The organism is Coleofasciculus sp. FACHB-712, from assembly GCF_014695635.1.
Taxonomy (GTDB): domain Bacteria; phylum Cyanobacteriota; class Cyanobacteriia; order Cyanobacteriales; family FACHB-T130; genus FACHB-T130.
This window is the reverse complement of the sequence record NZ_JACJOQ010000468.1, coordinates 1-22,690: the sequence shown is the minus strand read 5'-3', so window position 1 is coordinate 22,690 and position 22,690 is coordinate 1. Positions and strand designations below refer to the sequence as shown.

Below are 22,690 nucleotides of genomic sequence, written 5' to 3'. Positions count from 1 at the left end.
GCTTCCGGTTGGAAGTTAACCGGGTCTTCTGAGATCGCCTTTTGTCGGAGCTTCCGGGCTTCATCCAAAAGTTTTGCTTGCTTATCAGCAGGTTGAGATGCAGCTAATTTGGTTAGCCCAATTGCTAATCCTGCATAAGTTGTCAAAGCTTCTTGTTGGGCAACCGAGCCGGCAACAGTAGCTTGCTTTTCTTCTATCAAGTAAAAAGCATCAAACCAAATTTGGTTAGCACGATCGAGATTCCCTTCTAAATAGTAGGCAAACCCTAGGGCATTCAGGTATTTAGCAGACTTAGGTTGCTTTTTGACCGCTTGCTCCCAAAATCGACGGGCATCATCCAAACTGTAATCCTTGCTGCCAGTTTGAACAGACTGCCACGCCAGACGCCCTCTCAGGAAGCTGATGGCTGGGTCATCGATTTTCTGTTTGTTAACGTTGTCAAGCGCCCCTTGGGCTTGCTGTAACGCTCCTCGGTTCAGCAATTCTTCTACAGCCACCCCGGCGGCGGATAAGTTATTTTGACTGAATTGTTCAATGGCGATCGCGGTGACTGTCGGGGTATTGGCTTTCTGGAGATTGACATTTTTGAGATTGGGGCTAGGGAGTGCCGGAAGTGAGGTTGAGGTATTCTCCTGAGAGAACAACAAGTCTGAAGGTTGCGGACGACGTTGCAAGAACCAGAAACCCAAAAGCGCGATCGCCATCGTCGAGCCTAACGCCAGCAAAATCAGTGGGGCACGCTTGACTCGTCGCTGTCCCTTCTTCTCTTCACCACGCTGCCAAAATCGCAGCCGGGGGTTCCCGGCGGCATATCCCAGTAACGATTCTCCCGCTCCTGGGTTTTTCGTTGCTGACTCAGCAGCGATCGCTGCGGCGACGGGTTGGGGGGGGGTTTTCGACTCGCTGGGCGGGTGAGGGGCGATCGTTGTCTGATTTTCTCTTTCTACAGGTCTGTCCCTTGTCTGGTCTACCTCAGTTTCCCTCGGTGTCTCTGCTGCTACTTCAGGCTTTAGCTGGCGAAACAGATCCGCAACTAAAGCCGAGTCGTCTTCGTAGCCAATATCGTCATACTCCAAATCATCAACCGGATCGGTCCAGTCGGGATCGTCATCCCCGTAGAAGTCATCCTCTAAGGAGTCTAAAGGCTCGTCGGTGGTTAAGAAACCGGATCGAGATCCAGTCGGCGCTGCCGTGAAGACCGCTTCTTCCTCCCTAGAGAGAGGATTCAGCATTCCTCCCCAAGCAATGTCTGCCCCAGAAGCGTCAGGCAACTGAAGTCGCTCTGCTTTGGCATTGATGGCATGATGACCTGGTGTCAAGTAACCGTCAAATTCCGGGTGAAGATAGAGGATCGGTAAAGCCCAGTAAAGCTGGCGAGAACCGTAAGTAGAAATTAAACTTTGCCGCGCTCGGCTCAGGCTGAGGTCAATCGGATAACCTTGATTCAGATTGCCGTAAAACCGCCGTGCCAAGGTCAAAGCGACTTGATCCGGAATGCGTTCTGCCATCGCCAGCACGCTCTTGATGCCGCGTTTGACCAGCGCTTCTGCCAAATTTCCCTCTGCGGCACCGTCGCTGGGAGCTGAAGCGGCGGTATGAGCGCCCCGACAGGAGTTAAACACTGCGAGCTGGATGCCGTTATTGACGAGCAACCCCGCTAAGTCATCTCCGCTTAACATCTCCGTCAGCCCGGTTTGGCGGCTTACGAGGTAGAGATTGCCGCCGTAGGCTCCTTGGTCGCTATGACCTGCGTAGTGGAAAACTTGATATTGACCTTGTTCCAGCTCGTGCGTCAGCTGCTCCGTACCGGGTTGCTCCAGAACGGTGAGTTGAATTTCGGGTAAGCCATTCCGGGAACGGTGACTCAGTTCTGCTTGCAGGTGGCTGACTTCTTGTTTGAGCGCCAAACTTTCCTGGTCGTTGGGGGCAGCGATCGCCATCAAGATTCGCACCGCCGGTTGATTTGACCCAGAACCTAACGAAACGGTGGGACTTCTCAACCTTGTACTCATCTGGTAGCGGGAGAAGGCAACATCGGTTCCAGTTGCCAACGGGCGATCGCCATCGTGCAATACTTCCCAAGGTAAGCTCAGTAAGCGACTATCTTTTAATCCCAAGCGCAGCCGCAATACTTCTTGCCGATCTTGAGCGATCGCTTGAGCGATCATCCAACTATCTCGCAGCGTTCCTTGGAACAAAGCATCGTACATCTGCTGCCCCAGCGCCACCAAGTTAAGGGAAGATTGGGTGGCTTCTCGGTTCGGGGAACCCGATCGAGAAATATCGCTAGGAGACAAAGCCATCAGCAAAGGGTCATTCATCAGGTGCCTCGCCTGAGCTAACCAATCCTCCACTTGCCACGTTACCTGCTCTTCGGCAAATGGGACGGCACCCGGTGCGGCAACCCATTCTGTCCGCACCCAATATTTACTTTCCCCTAAGGGATTTACAGAGATATGAAATTCCTGAGCCACTGCTACTATGCACTCCTGCTTCAGTTAGAACCTTCTAGCTGCTTTTCTTACCTGGAGGAGGAACTGTTTCCCTTTCTTCCTAGATAGATTCAAGTTACTTAAAGTTTCCATGAAGGGCAGTTTCGTTTTCTTGAACGCTGATGCCGTTGATGGATTCCGGGAAAGGGAGAGAAAATTTCTATTTATTCTAATTTAATCGTTAAATTTACCCCAACTTAATCCGGATAGTTGAGGAATCCTTTAGAAGAGTAGATTGGTAGATGCACCCTGATTGACATCCCCTGGCTCACCGGTTTGAGCCGGGGATTTTTTTTTCGGTTCGTTAGGCGGTGTAAGACTTTCTGGATTTCTCCCGGCTTCAAAGGCGGGTTAGGGGGGAACTGACACAAGTTGCTTGACATTTCCATCCCTCAACCCCGAGATGGGAGAGCCACTGTGCTAGAAATAACGAGAAGCAGAAGGCAGATTAGCGATCGCTCATTCGCTGTTAACGAATGACCAACCGCTAATCGCTCATGGCTAATCCGAACTGACTTCCTCAAAAGATTTAACTTCTAGAACCGGGCCAATCATCGCGAAGGTCATCACGTCCTTTCGCACCTCACCTTTGACTTTCACTTTGAGTCCCGATTTGCGTAAATCTTCTGGAGCTTTGTGGAGTTCGTAGGTTTCACCCTCTTGTGTGACTAGCGCCCAGGTGCCTGGACCAAGTCCCTTGCGTTCGATAGTGCCTTCTACGCTGATGCTCATGCTGTTTGCCCTTCTCCTTTGCTGGATAAATAGGCGAGTCCGATACACAGGAGGGCATTGGTAATTAGGAATAGCCTAGCGATCGCGCCATTACCTAACCACAACATCGCCGGATCTGCTACGGCACTCACTAATAAACAGGATGCCACGCCCAAGGTCGAGCCGATCGCAAACCACTTCCAACTGCGGTGTCCCAGTAGCAAGGCGATTAATGCAAAAGGAATCAACACGCTGGCGAAGATGGGATTCAATAAACCACTGCCTTGAATCGTATTGCCCAGTTCGGGAATCGAACTGCCCATCATCCGGAAAGGCCACTGAGGAAGATCGAAAATATAGAAGCCGCGCAGGAAGAATAATCCAGAACTCCCGGCAACTAAACCGCTGGTTAGCGACCAACTCCAGCCAAAGGGGAAATAATTCCGCAAGAACCAGGCAAGGACATAAGAACCTAATACCATCGCAATCTTAGGTAACAGTGCCACCGCACCGCCATCAATCCAGAAGCGAGGATTGAGATAGCCATTATCGCGCAACCAGCGGAAGAAGTCGCGGAAGGTAATTTGCCCGCGTACCGCCAGTTTTACAGCCGCAGAAGCATCGAGATGACCAGCCCCAAAGTAGTTGAGAGCGTCATCTGAAATTACCCGTGCCGACTTTTTGAGGACACCCAATACTTCCTCCGGTTCGGTTACGCCAGAGGCTTTCACTAAAGCGGCGACACCGGCAACGTGGGGAGACGCCATACTGGTGCCTTGGAAGGCAGCAAAAGTGGGGATGAGCTTCCCGTTTTCGTCATAACTAATGGTCTCTTGCAGAATCCCACCCGATGGATTTTCTTCGGTGATTGCACCACCAGGGGCTGAGATATCCACACCAGCACCATAGCTGGAGTAAAAGGCTTTTTCACCGGCAGAATCAATTGCTGAAACACCGATAACGTGGGGATATCGAGCTGGGTAGGAGGCAGAATTCTCATTAGAGTTTCCTGCTGCGGCTACGATGACGACGCCTTTGTTGTAGGCATAATCAATCGCTTCTTGCATTACCTGACTTTCGCCACCACCGCCCAAGCTCATGTTAATGACATCAGCACCGTTATCGGCCGCAAATTTGATGGCTTCAGCAATATCGGCAACGGTGCCGCCGCCTTCTGCACTCAACACTTTCAGCGGCATAAGGCTGGCTTCGTAAGCAATACCCGCGACGCCATAGCCATTATTGGTGGCTTGGGCAACAGTACCGCCAACGTGGGTGCCGTGCCCGTTGTCGTCGTCTGCTTGGTCTCGGTTGTTAACAAAGTCGTAGCCTTGGACAAACTTGGTATCTTTCAGGTCAGGAACGCGACTGATGCCGGTGTCAATGACGGCAACTGTCATCCCTGCGCCTTTGGTTTCGTCCCAAGCCGATTCTACGTTGATACTCCGTAGGTTCCACTGTTTGCTGTACTCTGGGTCGTTAGGGACTTCCAGAGCTTTGTAGACATAATTCGGTTCAATATATTCGGTTTTTTTGGCTAAAGGCGATTTTTTTAGAGTTTTCAGCAGGTTGCGATCGCCTTTAATGATATACAACTGATCTGACTCGGAAAATTCGCTGTTATACTGAGCGCCAAGCGATCGCACCTGTTCTTGCACCACTTCTGCTGGTACGTCTTCGCGGAAATCCAGCACAATCGAGTCAAACTCACCTTGTGCTGCCAGTCCTTTGAAGTTAAACAGGGCAAAACCTACCCCCAATAAAAACAAGCACGCTATCAAAAGCTTTCTCATATTCACCCGTTTTGTGAGCGCCAGTTTCTCCCCACGATAACTCATGCATCTGCCCCGTGGTGTATTTAGTTTTTAGTTATTAATTTTTGTTTGTTGGAGTAATACCGCTCGTTTGCAGTAATAAGCGATACGAATCAGGCTGCTTGTGGCAAAAGTTCTCTTGAAGCGAAAGAACCCTATTTTTACTCTTACTGAAGGACTTGTGGGTTTTCAGCCGATGAGCGTCTATTTAATACTCAGTTTGAGGTGAGGGAGGCATTCTCTTGTCGTTAGCGGGTTCCTGCGCCTTGACTATTATCGTCCGAGAATCCTAGATTTGGGGGTTCGTAGGTTTGATTTTGTGTAGTATTATCGGGAGTTCTGATGCTAAAGTTCAATTGAATATTGAGCAGTTGTAACCCAAATATAAAGATGAATATTCCTGTAGCTTTTAGTAGTAGATGACTCATAAAATTTTTGTCGTTTTGAAATAATTATGATAAAATTATTTTTTTAATCAAATCTATTATTCAGTGCTGTAAATTGAATAACATCAAATAATTTTCAATTAAAATTTTATATTAATTAAATATTTAGAGGATAACGTTAACATCAACTTTGGTTGAGCCATACGAAAAATTCGACTAATAGTAAATATTTGAAAAATCACTTGTTCGATAATGACTTGAGGTAGATAAATGTGAGATTGCATCTTAGTTTGTTGAATTCGATGTTTTTAATTATGAAGGTTTTATTAAGATTCTCTAGTGATAAAAACCTATAGTGAAATGTGACATTATTGCTGCAAATATTTGCTTGAAATCCCCAAGTTTGAGTGATGGGATTGGCTCACCAAATGTGACTGGCTGTTTCCAGCTTTGTGATCTCGATCGCAGCTAGAAACTGGGTGCAGCGTAATGAGCGCCAAAATACCTAACGATACTGGTAGTTTCGGCTACACCAACCCTTTTACCCCTCTTCAGCTGAAGGATGTATTACCCGCCTCTGTTGAAATCATGTATGGGTAAAGCATTGGCGCAGAAAGATTTGGGTTGAAGGGACTTGTACAAGGCACGAATACTTCACCCTCAAACTGAGAACCCAAGGGCGCATCTGTACGGGAGAAGCATCAGGAAGACAACAAGCTGGGACTTATGCGTAATGCCTCGTTCAGGACAAAGGGGCGGAAGTTGTGAGAGCTTTTATCGAAACAAAGCCAGCGAGGCAGGCTAAATTGAGTTTCCGAAGCGCCTCTCAAAGAGCTGGGCGGACTTTGTTGGTATTGGTAAGTATTGGTAAAGCCTTATTCAAGCCTTTGGGCAATTTATTCTCATCGGGAAGCTTCTGGAGAAACCTTTCGACAGTTTTAGGCAAATCTAGAGCCAGTATTTATACTTAGCAGATAGCCGAAGGGGAGCTAACCAAGGATAGATGCAATCGTCTGTTAGGCTGCAAGATATCAGAATAGTTAAAGAGCGAAAATCCGACAATGGAAAGAGGTCTGTTGTGGCTGCCCCTACTGGCAGCGTTTATCTGGCTGGCTTGGCAAGGCTGGAATGAGTATCAAAAAGTTGAAGCTTATCGCGTCTGGGCACAGCAGTTTGAGCGATCTAAGTACGATATCTATGCAGTGTTGGCTCAAAATGACAGCACTTTAACCTGGGGAAAACCGACGCGAAAAGGTCCAGTGGAGGTGCAAACGTTTTCCTTAAAGGATGTTAAAGCGATTCGGCTGCTAGTAGATGACAAGCCCGTTGATTTAGAAGCACTGCCCAGTAAAGGTCGTGTCGCTTCGCTGGAATTTGTCTTTGCACCAGCCGCTTCGGTGAAAATCCCCTTTACTGAAATTCCCCTTGCAGCGGAATGGGGAAATTTTCTACAGCAGGAATTACAAAACTTGGCAGAGGGGAAAGTGTAACGATTTTCAGACAAAGAGGCAAGGCGGGTTTTGGACTTGTATCGAAAAGCGATCGCTCATTTATCCGATGTACGGAATAATACCCAAAAAAACCCGTATTAACGGGTTAATCAGCGATCGCACTATTTAAAAGGGAAAAACTAAACGATTGAAGAACTCCTTTCATGGGCTTGCCATTATAGACGGGTTGCAATGCATAGATTCTTATTGAGAAAATTGCTTTTTCAGTTTCCGGCAACCCGTCAAACAGAAGCGTGCTATTAAAGGAGAAATAAAAAAAATTGGCTTTCTAACTTTCAGACTGTTTCAGATTCCTCTTTTCTGTTGTATTTTAAATTACAATTGCTTCAACTCGTTTCTGCGAATCTTCTTGGGAACATTCGTAGGGAATTTTAAACCGAGGAATTCCCAGTTGACAACCTTGCCATCCACTTTGAACGGTTACGCCAAGAGTTTGACAACAGCCGCCACGTCGTCCCATCGGATTATAAAATTGACAATAGCGACAGGCTGAAACTGGTGAATTTAAGGGTTGCATAAAGTATTTCCTTTGAGGAACCATTTCAAAAGCAAAATTTCTCTGTCTTTATAAAGTATGCGATCTGATTTTTACAATGAGCTATAACTTGTACGATATCCACTTAAAACATTGCATTTCATCATAAAAAGTTATGAAGCTGCTTAACATAAATACGAGCGTCAACTATCCATAGATTAAGCAATTGCAACATTGCTCAAAACAATCTGCTGTCAAGCGTTATAGGCACTGGATAAAATCCTTCCCTTCCCAAACAAACGGTTATTGATGGGTGAGAGGACATTTATAAAGAAAATCTGAATCTCGTTAACCTACATTTTTGGTAGAGACGGCCAGATTTCAGGTTCCGTTTTTAAGAGAGGCTAGGGCGAAAATGCGTCTAGAGTAACGATTTTCACAATTAATATTTATTTAATAAATTATCTGTTATAGCAATCCTAAATTGTTCCTGAAGGCGAGATCCCCGCTAAGAAGTCGGCGATCTGAACCGTTAGCATCATCACAACTCAAATACGACTGCTATAGGAGTCGCTTTATATAGCGGTGCTTACTCTCGCGTGCAATATCCTTGTAACTGATTCAAGCAGCTGAGGCAGGCAATTCTGAGGGCATGATTGCTTTTCTCAAGTATCTCTCTCAAGTATCTCCTAGACAAATGTCCCAACAGTCCCATTGCCCTGATTTGAGATGGAGCCACCTATCTATCATGGCTCACAAGCGGTGAGAGAGTCCTTAGAGTCGGTTAATCAAGGCTTCGAGGAGTCCAACTCGAAAATCACTTGCATTCGCTTTGCTCCCAAAGAATCCCAAGCAGAACCCAATTGAAGATATTTGGTTGCAGCGAAGTAAAGCTAAAAAATCTGCTCTAAACGGCGAAAATCTCGTTCCACTTCTGCCCAGAGAGAGCGATTGTGGGGGTCGGTTTTCAGGGCTTTTTTTAGATAAATTCTTGCCTTTTCGAGTTGCTTTTCAGCGATCAGCTGACGCCCCCAACGTTGATAAGCGATCGCTTGCCACTGACGCACTTCTGGATCTTCTGGCAGCCGTTGGGCGAGTCCTTCGATGAGGGCGATCGCGCGGGGAAATCGGCGATTTTTCAGCAACTGCTGCAACTGCTGATAAGAACTCCACTTCAACTGTTGCTCAGTTATCGACAAGTCTGGGAGTTTTTGAACGGGCGTTTCTTTGGGCGTCTCTTTGCGAGTCACCTTCGTGACGGAAGGTTGAGGAGGCGGTGCAGCAGTCTGTTCTGGATTGGATACTTTCTCAACCGTCTCAGACTTATCTACTACACTGAGGAGGAACTTGTAAGCCTCCGTCAACTCTATAAATTTATCTTGCGTTTGGCGATCGCCAGGATTTGCGTCGGGATGATACTGCCGTGCCAAACGTCGGTAAGACGCTTTAATTTCTGCAAAAGATGCCCCTGATCTTAACCCCAACACCCGGTAACAATCTGCGAGGTTCATCAGAGGAATCATCTATCGATTAGGCTTTAATCTTTGTTGATAGTCGGGAGTTTATTTCTAGCCCTTCGCTTTTAGCGGTTAGCTATTAGCTTCTGAGAATCTTGTTGGAAGCCCAAGTTTACAATTGCGACTACCCACCCGTCAAGCAGCTAACAGCTAACAGCTAATCACTCATTACTTCGGACGTTCTTCGATAACGCGGTCAATTAGACCGTATTCCTTCGCTTCTTGAGCAGACATGAAAAAGTCACGATCCATGTCCTTCTCAATTTTCTCAATAGGCTGACCCGTCCGGTGAGAATAAATCTCATTCAGCTGGCGACGAATCCGTAGAATCTCTCTCGCTTCAATCTCAATGTCTGTGGCTTGTCCCCGCGTACCACCAGAAGGTTGGTGAATCATAATCCGCGAGTGAGGCAAAGCGAGACGCTTACCTTTTGTCCCAGCGGTCAGCAGGAACGAACCCATTGATGCCGCTAAGCCTACACAAATTGTCACCACATCTGATTTGATGTGCTGCATGGTGTCATAAATCGCCATGCCAGAAGTGACTACGCCACCCGGAGAGTTGATATAGAGATAGATGTCCTTGCCCGGATCTTCCGAATCCAGATAAAGCATCACGGCAATTATCTGGTTAGCCATTTCATCATCAACATCTTCGCCCATGAAAATAATCCGTTCCCGGTAAAGGCGATCGTAGATGTTAATCCACTCGGTATATTGTCCCCCTGGCATCCGGTAGGGAACTCTAGGGTAGCCAATAGGCATAATGTAGAACTCCGTTCGTAAAAAGTGAAAATTCGTATCCAAAGAATTAAAAATGCAAAATTAAAAATTAAAAATTTGAATAGTCTTCATTTTTAATTTTTAATTTTTAATTCTTCAGATGACACCAGCGGGAAGTGGTGTTGGTAAATCTGATTTGGACTCTAGAACCCGATCGATCAAGCCATATTCCACAGCTTGCTCCGGAGTCATATAGAAGAGTCGATCCATATCCTTGGCAATTTTTTCAGGGGTCTGACCTGTATTGCGCGATAGGATATCCAGCATCGTTGTCTTATTAGCCAGCACTTCTTTGGCTCGGATTTGAATATCCGTCGCCTGACCGCGAGCGTAGCTCTTAGTCTGGTTCAGGATAATCGTGGCATGGCGCAGACTAGCGCGATAGCCTTTAGTCCCAGCAGAGAGTAGCATTGCCGCCATTCCCATTGCCGAACCGATACAGATGGTATGAATGGGCGGCTTGATGTAGTTCATCGTGTCGCAGATGGCGAAGGCTTCGGTTTCAAAGCCAACAGGTTCGCCGTCGTAACGCGAGGTGCCGGTGGAATTGATGTAGATTTTGATCGGTTTTTCTGGATCTTCGTACTGCAAAAACAGCAGTTGGGCGATGATTAGTTTCGTTACCTCTGGCACCAAGGGCGTTCCCAGATAGACAATCCGCTCCTTTAAAATCAGGGACGGTAAGTCTGGTGGCGGTGTTCGGTAGAAGCTATCGCCGCCGTAGGGAGCTTGAACAGCCTGGATGGGTGAGTTCATGGCGTATCGGAAAGCTGCAATAGTGGTGCTATCTTTAATTTGACATTAATTCCGGTGTGCCCCACCGTACTGACTGGATTCTAGCAGTTTTACTCCCCTTACCGCTTTTAGTCAGGTTGAGGGTGGCTTGATGTCGCTTTAGCGCCTGTCAGCGGGCTTTTTGGGAGGGGACGCCGGAAAATGGGTCTTAAACGCTTCTAATTTTTGGGTTTTTAAACAGAGAAACCTGAGTTGAAGTATCGGTTTTTGCGAAAGGTGATGGGTGAAATCCACCCCAGCGATCGCGTTTTACTCTGCAAAGAATTGCGATCTTTTGGCTGGCTGCTTCCGCCGTGTTGGGCTGCAAGCTATTGTAGAAAATAAGCCCGGTCGCGGTTGGGGTAATTTTATGGTTCCCTTTCCGGAGCGTCAGCGTTTAGTCTTGTGGTTACTCCGATCCCTTCTTGTTCTGCCAGGAATGAGCGTGCTATGAGAGTTGGTTTACAGCCTGCTTTGAATGATATGAATATTGACGCGACTCAAACGAGTAGCCAGCGTCAACTAGAAATTTCTATTTCTGCGATCGCTGGGGATCTTGAAGATCGTGCCCCGCTCAATTTATGCATAATTCTCGACCACAGTGGCTCGATGAATGGACGCCCCCTGGAAACGGTGAAACAGGCAGCGATCGGTCTGGTGGATCGTCTCACACCGGGCGATCGCATCTCGGTTGTCGCCTTCGATCACAAAGCCAAAGTGCTTGTCCCCAACCAAGTCATTGACAACCCAGAAAATATTAAGAAACAGATTAATCGGCTCAGTGCAGATGGGGGTACGGCGATTGATGAGGGTTTAAAACTGGGAATTGAAGAACTGGCGAAGGGCAAAAAGGAAACGGTTTCTCAAGCTTTTCTGTTAACAGATGGCGAAAATGAGCATGGCGACAACAACCGCTGTCTGAAATTTGCCCAAGTGGCGACTGGCTACAACCTGACGTTGAATACATTGGGATTTGGCGCTCATTGGAACCAGGATGTTTTGGAAAAAATTGCTGATGCGGGTGGCGGTACGCTGTCCTATATTGAGCGTCCCGAACAGGCAGTCAATGAGTTTGGACGCTTGTTTAATCGAATCTCTGCGGTGGGGTTGACAAATGCCTACTTATCAATTTCGTTAATGCCGAAGGTACGGTTAGCGGAACTCAAACCCATCGCCCAAGTTGCTCCAGATACCATTGAACTGCCGGTGCAACAAGAAGGCGATCGCTATACGGTACGTCTGGGAGACTTGATGAAAGATGTGCCGCGAATCATTTTGGCGAATCTTTACGTTAGCCAGCTGGCGGAAGGGCGTCAAGCGATCGCCCAGGTGCAAGTCCGTTACGACGATCCTGCCCAGGATAAAATGGGGCTAATTTCTCAACAAGTCTTAGTTGAGGCGAATGTTGTCCGGAGTTACCAACCCGCACCCAATCCTCAGGTGCAACAGTCTATTTTGGCGTTAGCGAAATACCGACAAACTCAGTTAGCAGAGGCGAAATTGCAGCAAGGCGATCGCGTGGGTGCAGCGACGATGTTACAAACTGCCGCCAAAACCGCCCTGCAAATGGGAGACAAGGGAGGCGCGACGGTTCTCCAAACCAGTGCTACTCGCTTGCAATCAGGTGAAGAACTTTCGGAAGCAGATAGGAAGAAGACACGGATCGTCTCTAAAACTATTTTGCAGGAGTAGGTTTTTTTAACGCAAAGGTACGCCAAGGTACGCAGAGGAAGCAATTTACCTCTGCGTACTTTCTTGGCGGTGAGATTTTAAGAGTGGTGCTTGTGGGCTTTCTAGGTGCCACCAGTGGCGATCGCCACTTCAAGCTACTCAAGCCACAACAGACGCTTGAGGGCGAGCAAAAATCATTCGCCCCGCCGAAGTCTGCAAGGCACTGGTTACAACCACTCGGATTTCACCACCCATGTAGTCGCGCCCGTCTTCCACAACCACCATTGTTCCATCATCCAGGTAGCCGACGCCCTGAGCTGGTTCCTTGCCACCCTTGATAATTTTGATATCCAAGCTATCACCAGGCAGATAAATTGCCCGAATTGCCTGAGCCAAATCGTTAATATTCAGCACCGGCACTTTCTGCAAAGTAGCAACCTTACTCAAGTTGTAGTCGTTGGTGAGCAAAGTGCCGTTGATTTCTTGCGTCAACCGGACTAACTTCGCATCCACCTTGGGAATTTCATCGTAATCGGCGGAGTGGATTACAATCCGTTCTGAGTAAGCATCCTTCATCTGGTTCAGGATATCTAGCCCTCGCCGTCCCCGAACTCGCTTCAGATCGTTGGAACCATCTGCCAGTTGTTGCAGTTCCTGCAAGACAAACTGGGGTACGAGGATTTGACCTTCGATAAAGCCAGTGTTCAGCAGTTCTTCAATGCGACCATCGATGATGCAGCTGGTGTCTAAAACCTTGGTCGAGGCAGGTTTGAGGGTTCCTTCTGCCACCAACATCGTTTCCACGCTGTGGGGACTAATCAGCCTCAAGAAGGAACGACCGTGGGTATCCGCTAAAGTCACTCCCAAGTAGGAAAACATGACACTGCCTAAAATGGCAACAAGAGGCTTAATAAAAGCAAAATCGAAGGGCATTGGTAGTAAGAAAACGGGTGCCAGCATCAAGTTGGCAACTAATAAGCCAATCACCAAACCGACAGCTCTGGTCAAAATGACCTCGATCGGCATTTCCCGGACTCTCTTTTCCAAGCGTCGATAGGTCGTCTGCACGAGCAAACCGGCAGCGCCCCCAACCAGGGCAGCAAACCCGGCGAAGACCCAGCGTAAAGCGTCCTGATTGCTGACTTGATGTAGGGCACCGCTAGGTAGTAATTCAATCGCGTCGAACCCGATTCCCGCCGCTGCTAGGATGAATAAAATAATAATGATTGCGTCAAGCATGGTTTCCAGTTATTTGGGATGATTGCTTCAATTCCTGAAAGCGGCTCTCAAGAACTGATACAAATTTACATTTGTTTTATTATATCTTTTGTGTTATTGACTTCACTCTTGCGGATGACCATTGATTTAGCACCAGCATTTAATCCAATTTGAGCTATTTTTATGAAGTCACCTCTTTATTTATTAAAAGAACAATTCTGAAAAATTAGCCAATTATGTCGCTTCTAAAAGGCAGGAAACAAGAGGGGGTATAGGCTTGACGTATTCTTGCTAAGAGAAGAAAAGACCTGACAACAATTCAGTAAAGTAACAACTGTTAATCAAACATTTAAAGATTTCATCGCTATATTGAGTATTGATACAAATATGGTCTTAAATTATTTAATCCCGGACGCAAAAAATATTAATTTGGGTATCCCCAGCTCTGCTTATCTCCACATTCCATTTTGTAGACGCCGGTGCTTTTACTGTGATTTTCCAGTGTCTGTGGTAGGGGATCGCAAGACTGGTAAGAACTCTGGCACAATTGAGCAGTATGTTGAGGTATTGTGCCAAGAAATTGAAGTTACACCAGTACAAGGAAATTCCCTAAAAACAGTTTTTTTTGGAGGTGGTACTCCTTCGTTGTTATCGGTGCAACAACTCAAGCAAATTTTGACTCAACTTGATGCTGGTTTTGGTATTGCCACCGATGCTGAAATTTCGATGGAGATGGACCCTGGCACCTTTGACTCGCAACAACTTCAAGGCTACCGCTCAGTTGGAGTGAATCGAATCAGTCTGGGGGTACAGGCGTTTCAGCCAGAACTATTGGAAGTGTGCGGGCGATCGCATGGTGTCTCTGATATCTTTGCAGCTGTGGAGCTAGTTCGCAAAGTGGGGGTTCCCGAATTCAGCTTGGATTTGATTTCTGGGTTGCCCCATCAGACGTTGGAACAGTGGCAGGAATCTCTAGAAACCGCAGTAGCGATCGCGCCCACTCATATTTCAATCTACGATCTCCAAGTCGAACCCGTTACTGCCTTTGGGCGTCAATATCAACCCGGTGCCAAACCGCTTCCCACCGATGAAATGGCTGCCGAGATGTACCGACTAGCGCAGCAAGTTCTCACCAGTGCCGGTTATGAGCATTATGAGATTTCTAATTATGCCAAACCCGGTCATCAATGCCGCCACAATCGAGTTTACTGGGAAAATCGCCCCTACTATGCCTTTGGCATGGGTGCCGCCAGTCATTTGCAAGGGTGCCGGTTCACCCGTCCCCGCAAAACACGGGAATATTACGAATGGGTGCAACAGATAGTCACAGCAGGTGGCGTGTGGGATTGTCCTCAAACATTGACATCTGAAGTATTGTTGGAAACCTTGATGCTGGGGCTGCGTCTAGCAGAGGGTCTCAGTTTATCAACCTTAGCTGAACAGTTTGGCAAACAGACGCTGCAACAAATTTGGACGTGTTTGCAACCCTACTACCAGCAAGGTTGGGTAGAAATTGTCGGCGAAAGCGGAAAAGCGATCGCGCTTGACGCCCAGAAACTCCCACCGAAGGGACGATTAAGATTAACCGATCCGGAAGGGTTTTTATTTTCCAATGTAATTTTGGCGGATTTGTTTAGCGAGCTAGGATAAGTTTGAGGGCAAGAGTGTGGATTGATGATTCACCCAAAAGCTAAAATCTAAAATCTAAAATCCTCATGATTCCTATTGCTGATAACATCCCCAGTCGCAGCAAACCGATTGTTAATTACGCCCTGATCGGAATCAATGTTGCTTTGTTTCTGTGGGAGTTAAAATTAGAGTTTGCAGGTAAACTGAGCGCTTTTATCCAACACTGGGGTATCGTTCCTGCCCGAATAAGTGCTGTGATTTCAGATGTCCTCAGTGGGGAAAATCCAGCAGCATGGGTTGCCTTGCTGATGTTCTCCAGTTCCCTGTTCTGGGCGATGTTTCTCCACAGCAGCTTTGGTCAAATTTTAGGAAACATCCTATTTTTATTTGTTTTTGGAAAGAGTGTAGAGAATCTTCTCGGACACCGACGATTTCTACTACTTTATTTGCTGGGTGGCATTTTGACGGGCATAGTACAAGTTTTACTAGACTCTACTTTGACGATGCCATTAATTGGAGCCAATGGCGCGATCGCATCTGTCCTCGGAGCCTATTTTCTGAGTTTTCCCCAGGCAAAAATTGATACCATTTTGCCCCTAGTAATTGTGTTTATCCCTATTGAATTGCCAGCTTTGTTTTATCTATTCTGGTGGTTTATTCAGCAGATGTTTTATGGAATCGGTAGCTTAAATATTTCCGGTGGCGTCAATCCCGTGGGCATTGGGTATTGGGCACATGGTGTAGGGTTAGCAATTGGTGCCATTCTCGTATTGTTGTTGAAAAAAAGAACCGATAAAAAACGAACCCCTGAGGCGAAGAGAACTCATAAGAATTAGAGGAGAGAAGCTGTTAGAGCTGATTTATATAGCGAGCCTAATTCAGTTGAAAAAAACAACCATAGTTAAAAAACTTGAAAAGTTAAAGATTTGACGATAAATGGCAAACTCAAATAGAGGCTTAATGACATTAAACGATCTACACAAGTGGTAATCCTCTCGAATGGTCAATATCCTCTAACTCGCCGATTATCAGTAATTGTTAAACAAAACGAACAAATTGAACAACGAGCTGGGGAAGCTTACGCCAAGTTACTGCTAACAGATCGGGGTCAAAAACTGGTTGAAAAAGCTGGATTTGTCAGAATCCGCTAGAGCATTCGGATGAGTACGTTTAGTTTTTGCAACCGCGCTCTATTTCCTTAAGTTTATCTGGGGGATAGTCTACAGGTACAAACTTAAAACCATAAAGCGAGCAGTTAGACGGCACGACTTTGACCAATGTAAAGATCGGCTCATTGGGATCTCCACCGCGAAAACTAATTATCCCCATTGCACCATTGGCTCGAAAGTCGGGAGCCGATAAAGCCTGCCGCACGTCATAACGATTCGGTTGAGGTTTTTTTGCTAAAGCCGTTATTAACGCACGAGCTGCATCATAAGTCGTAGCGGTCAGCCCACTCACTTCCGCTTTCCATAACTGCTTAGATTCTTTGGGAAACGTTGGATTGGGGCTGCTCAAGGAATGCCAAGGGACTGTTACTACTAAGCGACCGACTACATATTTAGGGTCGATTTGTAGAATCTCAGAACTGTAAACAGCCCATGCTCCCACCATCGGATAACGACCCTGATTTGCCTTAATGACCGCTAAGACATTCTGAAAGGAAAAAGGACAGGTCTGACCATCCGGAAGGAAGACCAGCGTAGTCGCTCCTTTTGCTTGTGCTTGGTTAATCGCCTCAACAGCATTGAAGTCCTTTTTGCACAGTTCAAAATCTGCTCTTACCCGTCCTCTACTTGCGGGGAAGCTAACGTGAAATTGATCTCGGATAGATTTGCTGTAATTACTTGTGCCAGAGTAAAAGACTGCGGCTGTTCGCTGATTGGCTTGGATCATGTAGCTAGCCAAAGCCTGGGCATTCACGCGATTACTGGGTACAGTGCGAAAGAAAACGTGTTCGCTCTTTTGGCTCCACTCTGAGAGGTCTTCCGAGGTGCTACCTGGAGAAATTAATACCAACCCGTGCTGTTGATAAATTGCGATCGCTCCCAGTGTCACTTCGCTGGCATAGTGACCGATGACAGCTAAAATGTCCTTTTTCAACACGAATGACTCGGCAATTTGTTTAGCTTTGACAGGATTATTGGCATCATCTGCGATGACTACTTTCAGCCCTTTACCACTAATCCTTTGACCCTGATTGATTTCATTTTGGACTTGGGCAGCTCCTCGTAGAATTTCCAACGCTCTGTTTGGATTGTTGGTTATCGGAGCGGCAACAGCAATCGTGTATGCCTTTTCCTTTTTATCCATCAATCGGGCATTATTCAGGTAAATCAAAATTTCCGGGTCGCTTGGCTGTTCGCTCCGTGCCTGTTCTAATAAACCAACCGCCTCAGCATATTGACCGTTTGCAAATTTTTGCACGCCTTTTTGCTTGAGAGCGCCTTTCAAACTGGGAACTAAAACTTCTTCTCCACAACTTACATTGTCTGCAAGATTGGAATCACAAGCCTTCGGCGGTTTCACAAGCGCATAGATAATTATTCCGAGTCCTGTCAAAAGAATTGCACTCACGACCCAAATGAGTACAAGCCTTAAATTTCCTGAGTTGATACTCCTGGTAACTTCTTCGTCTGAACAATTGCCTTCAGGAAGCAAAGTAAGCGTGTCGTCGGGAGATCGTGTCCGCCGATGATTGTTGATTTGCGTCTCAATTTCCTCTAAACGTTGCACAATTTCTTGGGCATTTTCAGGTCGATTCCCTGCGAAAGGAGCCATCAGGTCATTAATTAAAGTTGCCAGGTCTAGTGAAATCTGTGGGGCACTGTTTCGCCAATTCAACTGACCTGTTTGGGGGTTTTCAGGAAGGTCATGGGGATGTATGCCTGTCAGCAAATGAACGAAGGTGCGTCCTAAAGCATAGAAATCAGATTTGGAAACAGCTCTACCATCGGCTTGTTCTGGGGGTGTATAGCCGTGGGAAATTATTGCTGTGCCATCTCTTCCGGCTAATTTGTGCAAGTAGGTTTCCGTAGCTTCCCGGACTGCACCAAAATCAATCAACACCAGTTGATTATCAGGTCGCAGCATAATGTTAGACGGCTTAATATCCCGGTGAAAATAGTTGCTTTGATGAACTTGCTGTAAGATTTCTGCCAGTTGTTTCAACCAAGCGATCGCTTGCTTTTGGCTGATGGGTTGATGGTTCCGGCTGCTCAACCATTCTTTTAAGTTGATCCCCTCAATTTTCTCCATCACCAAGCAGTGCAAGGGCTTTTCGCTCTTTAGATGACATAACTGGAAGTATCCATCTGCCTCTACTTTGGGAATCCCTTGATGATTCAACTTCTTTAGAACTTCGGCTTCCCGCTGGAATAGGCAGATTGCCTTCTCATAATCAGTAAGCAAAATTTTTAGGACTTTTTTTATACCTTCCCGACGCACGTCCTCCACCTCAAAGGTTTGACCAAAGCCTCCTTTGCCCAAACGTTGGATGACCCGATAGCGCCCTTCTACTAAACTTTCAGAGCCACAGTCAGGACAAGTGCTTTGATTACCAGGTTCGTTGAAATTGCGGCAGTTAGGATTGATGCAATAACTCACGGCAAACACACTATCCCGATTTGAGTGGGAATGTTATAGAATTATAACTTCCTCTCGGAAAATAACTTTATTGTTCAACCGTTCGCTTAGCAATTTTTCTTTTAACATACCTTCTCACAACTGGCTGAAGCGTATAAATAACTTCATTCCCTTCGATTTGCTTTTCTATCAGCGAACGACGTTCTAATGCTTGAATCGCTTCCATGATTTCAGAAGTTGAAACCGTTAGATTGATTTCTTCTTTTAATTTAAAGATAGAGCTGGGGTTGAGATTAGCCGCTAACTTAAACATAATTTCTTTTTGAAGATTTGATAGCCGTTGCCAGGAAGTATCTAAAATTAGATGAATATCGCCTAAAAATATTGTTTCTAGCTTTAAGAAATCAGAAACTTTACCAGCAAATGAGTCTTTTATATAACTGGCAATAATATTTAAGATTAAGGGATTCCCTCGATAGATTTGAAAAAGGCTTTTCCAGTGGTTCTCGTCTGACAAACCTTTGGCTCTAAATATTTGCCAAGCGTCTGTATCATTGAGATCGGACAGCAGTAATGAACGAACGCTTGGAGTTTCTCCCTGGATTAATGCAATTTCATTCGGTTGCTCTCGACCGATTAGCATTAAGCAGCTGTTGTGGCGCTCTCTTCCCACTCGTCTGAATAGTTCGCCATAGCCTTCATACCCTTCTCGATAATACCCAGTTGCTTGACCAGCACCTAGAATCGTTTCGACTTCATCCAAAATCAGCAGACATCGATGGGAACCTGTGGAAGGGTTTGTTCCTTTGGGAAATCGCAGAGACTCAATTAGCTGGGAGATTAACTGGGAAATTCGGCGACCAATATCTTTTGGTAAATCGGTTGGTAAATCAGTTGATTGCTCGTTGGAGAGGCATCGGAGCAAGTCTGCGATCAGGTCTTCGACTGATGGGGCAGAACGGAGCGATCGCCAGATGAAATAATCAAACTCATTCTGAATTTGCTCGGCTAGCATCACGGATAGCGCTGTTTTACCAATTCCCCCCATGCCGAACAGCGTTACTAGGTGGCAACCATCAGCGACAATCCATTTCTCAAGCACAGCGAGTTCTTCTGTGCGCCCATAGAAACCAGAGACATCAGGCGCTTCACCCCAATCGAGTATGGGCATTTCACGCGCTTCTGCTTCTTCAACTGCACCTGAATCAACAATTTCCTTCCAGTTGCCGATCCCGACAGCTTGGCAAATATGAATAAAAGTCTCTTGCTGAATGGGTTTTTTCTGCCAAAACCGTTTCAAGGTTGCCTGGGTCGTTAGGGCAGCCTGCCACCAAGAAACGGTCATTGTTTTTGTCCAACCTTTCCTTTTTCGGGCTTTATCAACGCTTTCTAGTCCTCGTGCAGATGCTCTGAGAGACCCCGCCATATTTAAGCTCTTTACCACAATTCTCGCTTATTCTGGCTCACCTTTCGGTGTAGCGATCGCAGCCTTACCCTGAAAACTGAGCCAAAGAGTCAGCAAAAAAGTGAGCCGTCAAGCGAAAGCGTCTTTGGCAATCTAAGAGGATAACGCGCGAGATCGCCTTCTACAACGTCTGTCCTTCTTTACAGAGATCGCCAGCTCAGTCTTTAAGAAGATTATGCAACCAAATCAAGTTCTAACCTACTGCAATGTCATGGAACTGTTAGTTGCTCAGGAAGTACACCGGCAACTCCAGCAGTTACCGCCAAAGTTGGTCAACTATATCAATCCAACCCATGCGATCGCTTACGCCCTGAATCGTCTGCCAGCCCTGTATGCGACCAGTCCCAGAGGATGGTATCTACAGCAGCAACGGGCTAAAGCTAAGTTAGCACCTCAGATTATCGTGGCGGTGGGTCAAGCATTGGCGGCGGTGCAACAAGATTCCTTGAACGTGGTAAATTCCCTCCCTTATGCAGAAAACGCCGAGAACCTCGAAGAGAGTGCATCTGATGCAGATGTTGAAGATGCCAAAAGCCCCGTCTCCCTTTCTTGGGTGCGATCGCTTTTTGGATTAGGGGGCATTCATAAAGCAGATGGTCGGCGATCGCGCTAATCTAATGCCAGCCACCTCTAGCATCAGTTCCTATGTCCACTGAAGCGATCGCGATTACCGTCAAATTATTCGCTGCCTATCAAGAAGCCTATGGCGTTTCGGAACTGGTGCTGAAAATCCCTCCAAATACAGATGTTTCAGCGATATTAGATAAATTTGCTTCCGAACATCCAGAACTTGACAAATGGCGTCAAGTTACTCGCTTTGGCGTTAATTTTCAATTCGTCGAGCCAGACACGATTCTGCATGATGGGGATGAAGTCGTGCTGATTCCCCCTGTTAGCGGTGGCTAGGAAAGACAAAAGTTAAACGCCAGAAATTCGGTTTTTTCATCCCAAATCCGCTTCAATTCCCTCTTTTTCCTAAATTCGCGACCGCAAGCTTGGAATGCGATCGCCCCGGTCTTCAGACTGAGGGCTAAATTTTGTATCATAAATAACATTTAAACCCGACTAAAAGAGTCGGATATATTTGACGGGTATTTTTGCCTGTGTTAGTATCAACCGAGCGATGACGGACGATTAGAGTGTAAATACCCATGACCCAGGCAACCCAGTCAACAACGGCAACCTTTACGGCACTGAAGTGTAAAGAATGCGGCACCGAATACGAACTCAAGGCAACTCATGTCTGTGAGTTTTGTTTTGGCCCGCTGGAAGTAACCTACGACTACGATGTTCTGCGCCGCACCGTCACTCGTGAAAGCATTCAGGCAGGGCCTAACTCAATTTGGCGCTATCGTTCCTTCTTGCCCGTCGCCACAGAAAAGCCGATTGACGTGGGAACTGGCATGACACCACTGGTAAAAGCCAATCGCTTAGCTCGCCGTCTGGGTATTAAAAATCTTTATATTAAAAACGATGCCGTCAATATGCCCACCCTGAGCTTTAAAGATCGGGTGGTGTCGGTCGCTTTAACAAGAGCGCAGGAATTAGGATTTACGACGGTATCCTGCGCCAGTACGGGTAATTTAGCGAATTCTACGGCAGCGATCGCTGCCTACGCCGGTTTAGACTGCTGCGTTTTCATCCCCGCCGACCTGGAAGCCGGTAAAGTTCTAGGTACACTCATCTACGGTCCCACCGTCATGGCAGTTCAGGGTAACTACGACCAGGTGAACCGCCTCTGCTGCGAAGTTGCTAATACCCAAGGCTGGGGATTTGTCAACATTAACCTCCGTCCCTACTACTCGGAAGGCTCAAAAACCCTCGGCTACGAAGTAGCAGAACAGCTAGGTTGGAAACTGCCGGATCATATCGTCGCTCCTTTGGCATCTGGCTCTCTGTTCACCAAAATCTACAAAGGATTCCAAGAATTTATCAACGTTGGACTAGTAGCTGATAAGAGCGTCCGTTTCAGCGGTGCCCAAGCTGAAGGTTGTTCCCCCATTGCCCAAGCTCATCGGGAAGGGCGCGACTTCGTAACCCCCGTGAAGCCGAACACCATTGCCAAATCAATCGCGATTGGCAACCCAGCAGACGGAGTTTATGCGCTGGAAGTCGCCAAGAAAACCGGCGGTAACATTGAATCAGTCAACGATACTGAAATTGTTGACGGCATCAAGCTATTAGCTGAAACCGAAGGCATCTTTACCGAAACCGCTGGTGGCACCACCATCGCCGTGCTGAAAAAATTGGTAGAAGCGGGTAAAATTGATCCCGAAGAAACGACCGTCGTTTACATTACCGGCAACGGACTGAAAACCCAAGAAGCGGTGCAAGGATACATCGGGGAACCCCTGACAATTGAGGCGAAGCTGGATAGTTTCGAGCGGGCATTAGAGCGCTCTCGGACACTCGAACGCCTCGACTGGCAGCAAGTTCTGGTTTAATAACCGCTACCAGCTTTTTGTGATGAGTCATTAGTCCCTCCGGGGTTGCTAATGACTCATCGCTCGTGACTACGCATGAATGACTACTGAATAATCTTTAAGTATGACAGTCAAAGTTCTCGTTCCGACTCCTCTCCAGAAGCTTACAAACAATCAAGCCACCATTGAAGGCAGCGGCAGTACGATTGGTGAACTGCTCGAATCCTTAGAGCAAA

The 22,690-nt window shown here is 46.7% G+C and carries 17 protein-coding genes and 2 pseudogenes; 9 read left to right on the top strand and 10 right to left on the bottom strand.

Features of this window, described 5'->3' with window-relative positions; genetic code table 11:
- The 3 genes from H6F50_RS15090 to H6F50_RS15080 form a co-directional block, all read right to left on the bottom strand.
- On the bottom strand, window positions 1-2,474 hold a 2,474-nt coding region (locus H6F50_RS15090), incomplete at its 3' end, for a CHAT domain-containing protein (protein ID WP_190429320.1).
- Between the two features lie 519 nt (window positions 2,475-2,993).
- The gene (locus H6F50_RS15085) at window positions 2,994-3,224 is read right to left on the bottom strand and encodes a hypothetical protein (RefSeq protein WP_190413096.1); all 231 of its coding nucleotides are present in this window, start codon (window positions 3,222-3,224) and stop codon (window positions 2,994-2,996) included.
- On the bottom strand, window positions 3,221-4,996 hold the full coding sequence (locus H6F50_RS15080) for a S8 family peptidase (RefSeq protein WP_190429321.1): 1,776 nt from the start codon (window positions 4,994-4,996) through the stop codon (window positions 3,221-3,223). Before H6F50_RS15080 ends, H6F50_RS15085 begins: the two co-directional genes overlap by 4 nt.
- A 1,468-nt stretch (window positions 4,997-6,464) precedes the next feature.
- Here H6F50_RS15080 and H6F50_RS15075 point away from each other — a divergent pair.
- Entirely contained in the window at window positions 6,465-6,893 is a 429-nt protein-coding gene (locus H6F50_RS15075; RefSeq protein ID WP_190413100.1) for a hypothetical protein, read from the top strand.
- Between the two features lie 331 nt (window positions 6,894-7,224).
- On the opposite strand, the gene H6F50_RS15070 is transcribed toward H6F50_RS15075, so the two are convergent.
- From H6F50_RS15070 to H6F50_RS15055, 4 genes are all read right to left on the bottom strand, one after another.
- Window positions 7,225-7,431, bottom strand: coding sequence for a hypothetical protein (locus H6F50_RS15070; protein ID WP_190413102.1), 207 nt, complete (start codon window positions 7,429-7,431; stop codon window positions 7,225-7,227).
- 851 nt (window positions 7,432-8,282) lie between these two features.
- Window positions 8,283-8,900 carry a J domain-containing protein gene (locus H6F50_RS15065; RefSeq protein WP_190413729.1) on the bottom strand — a complete coding sequence of 206 codons (618 nt, stop codon included), beginning with the start codon at window positions 8,898-8,900 and terminating at the stop codon, window positions 8,283-8,285.
- A gap of 174 nt (window positions 8,901-9,074) precedes the next feature.
- Window positions 9,075-9,671, bottom strand: a complete 597-nt coding sequence (locus tag H6F50_RS15060) for an ATP-dependent Clp protease proteolytic subunit (RefSeq protein ID WP_190413106.1) — start codon at window positions 9,669-9,671, stop codon at window positions 9,075-9,077.
- Window positions 9,672-9,785: 114 nt separating this feature from the next.
- Complete coding sequence (locus H6F50_RS15055) at window positions 9,786-10,445, bottom strand: ATP-dependent Clp protease proteolytic subunit (protein WP_190413108.1); 660 nt, start codon at window positions 10,443-10,445, stop codon at window positions 9,786-9,788.
- A 468-nt stretch (window positions 10,446-10,913) separates the two neighbouring features.
- On the opposite strand from H6F50_RS15055, the gene H6F50_RS15050 reads away from it, so the two are divergent.
- Window positions 10,914-12,155 (top strand): VWA domain-containing protein, encoded by a 1,242-nt coding sequence (locus tag H6F50_RS15050; protein WP_190413111.1) that lies wholly within the window; start codon window positions 10,914-10,916, stop codon window positions 12,153-12,155.
- 138 nt (window positions 12,156-12,293) lie between these two features.
- Here the strand turns inward: H6F50_RS15050 and H6F50_RS15045 are convergent, their stop codons facing one another.
- Window positions 12,294-13,373 carry a PIN/TRAM domain-containing protein gene (locus H6F50_RS15045; RefSeq protein WP_190413113.1) on the bottom strand — a complete coding sequence of 360 codons (1,080 nt, stop codon included), beginning with the start codon at window positions 13,371-13,373 and terminating at the stop codon, window positions 12,294-12,296.
- A 366-nt stretch (window positions 13,374-13,739) separates the two neighbouring features.
- Here H6F50_RS15045 and hemW point away from each other — a divergent pair, with 366 nt between their 5' ends.
- The 3 genes and pseudogenes from hemW to H6F50_RS15030 form a co-directional block, all read left to right on the top strand.
- The gene (gene hemW, locus H6F50_RS15040) at window positions 13,740-15,002 is read left to right on the top strand and encodes a radical SAM family heme chaperone HemW (protein ID WP_190429319.1); all 1,263 of its coding nucleotides are present in this window, start codon (window positions 13,740-13,742) and stop codon (window positions 15,000-15,002) included.
- A 65-nt stretch (window positions 15,003-15,067) separates the two neighbouring features.
- Window positions 15,068-15,817, top strand: coding sequence for a rhomboid family intramembrane serine protease (locus H6F50_RS15035; RefSeq protein ID WP_190429318.1), 750 nt, complete (start codon window positions 15,068-15,070; stop codon window positions 15,815-15,817).
- Window positions 15,818-15,982: 165 nt separating this feature from the next.
- Window positions 15,983-16,132, top strand: a pseudogene (locus tag H6F50_RS15030) (phosphate ABC transporter substrate-binding protein); the annotation flags it as partial.
- A 19-nt stretch (window positions 16,133-16,151) separates the two neighbouring features.
- Here H6F50_RS15030 and H6F50_RS27970 read toward each other — a convergent pair.
- Together H6F50_RS27970 and H6F50_RS15020 are read right to left on the bottom strand one after the other, a co-directional pair.
- The gene (locus H6F50_RS27970; protein ID WP_190429317.1) at window positions 16,152-18,587 is read right to left on the bottom strand and encodes a bifunctional serine/threonine-protein kinase/ABC transporter substrate-binding protein; all 2,436 of its coding nucleotides are present in this window, start codon (window positions 18,585-18,587) and stop codon (window positions 16,152-16,154) included.
- A 67-nt stretch (window positions 18,588-18,654) separates the two neighbouring features.
- Window positions 18,655-19,911, bottom strand: a complete 1,257-nt coding sequence (locus tag H6F50_RS15020; RefSeq protein WP_242029045.1) for an ATP-binding protein — start codon at window positions 19,909-19,911, stop codon at window positions 18,655-18,657.
- Between the two features lie 295 nt (window positions 19,912-20,206).
- Here H6F50_RS15020 and H6F50_RS15015 point away from each other — a divergent pair, with 295 nt between their 5' ends.
- The 4 genes and pseudogenes from H6F50_RS15015 to H6F50_RS27145 all read left to right on the top strand — a co-directional run.
- Window positions 20,207-20,644, top strand: a complete 438-nt coding sequence (locus H6F50_RS15015; RefSeq protein ID WP_190429315.1) for a late competence development ComFB family protein — start codon at window positions 20,207-20,209, stop codon at window positions 20,642-20,644.
- Between the two features lie 32 nt (window positions 20,645-20,676).
- Window positions 20,677-20,937 carry a MoaD/ThiS family protein gene (locus tag H6F50_RS15010; RefSeq protein ID WP_190413130.1) on the top strand — a complete coding sequence of 87 codons (261 nt, stop codon included), beginning with the start codon at window positions 20,677-20,679 and terminating at the stop codon, window positions 20,935-20,937.
- Window positions 20,938-21,182: 245 nt separating this feature from the next.
- Window positions 21,183-22,475 carry a threonine synthase gene (gene thrC / locus H6F50_RS15005; protein WP_190429314.1) on the top strand — a complete coding sequence of 431 codons (1,293 nt, stop codon included), beginning with the start codon at window positions 21,183-21,185 and terminating at the stop codon, window positions 22,473-22,475.
- A gap of 103 nt (window positions 22,476-22,578) precedes the next feature.
- A pseudogene (locus tag H6F50_RS27145) lies at window positions 22,579-22,690 on the top strand (molybdopterin synthase sulfur carrier subunit); the annotation flags it as partial.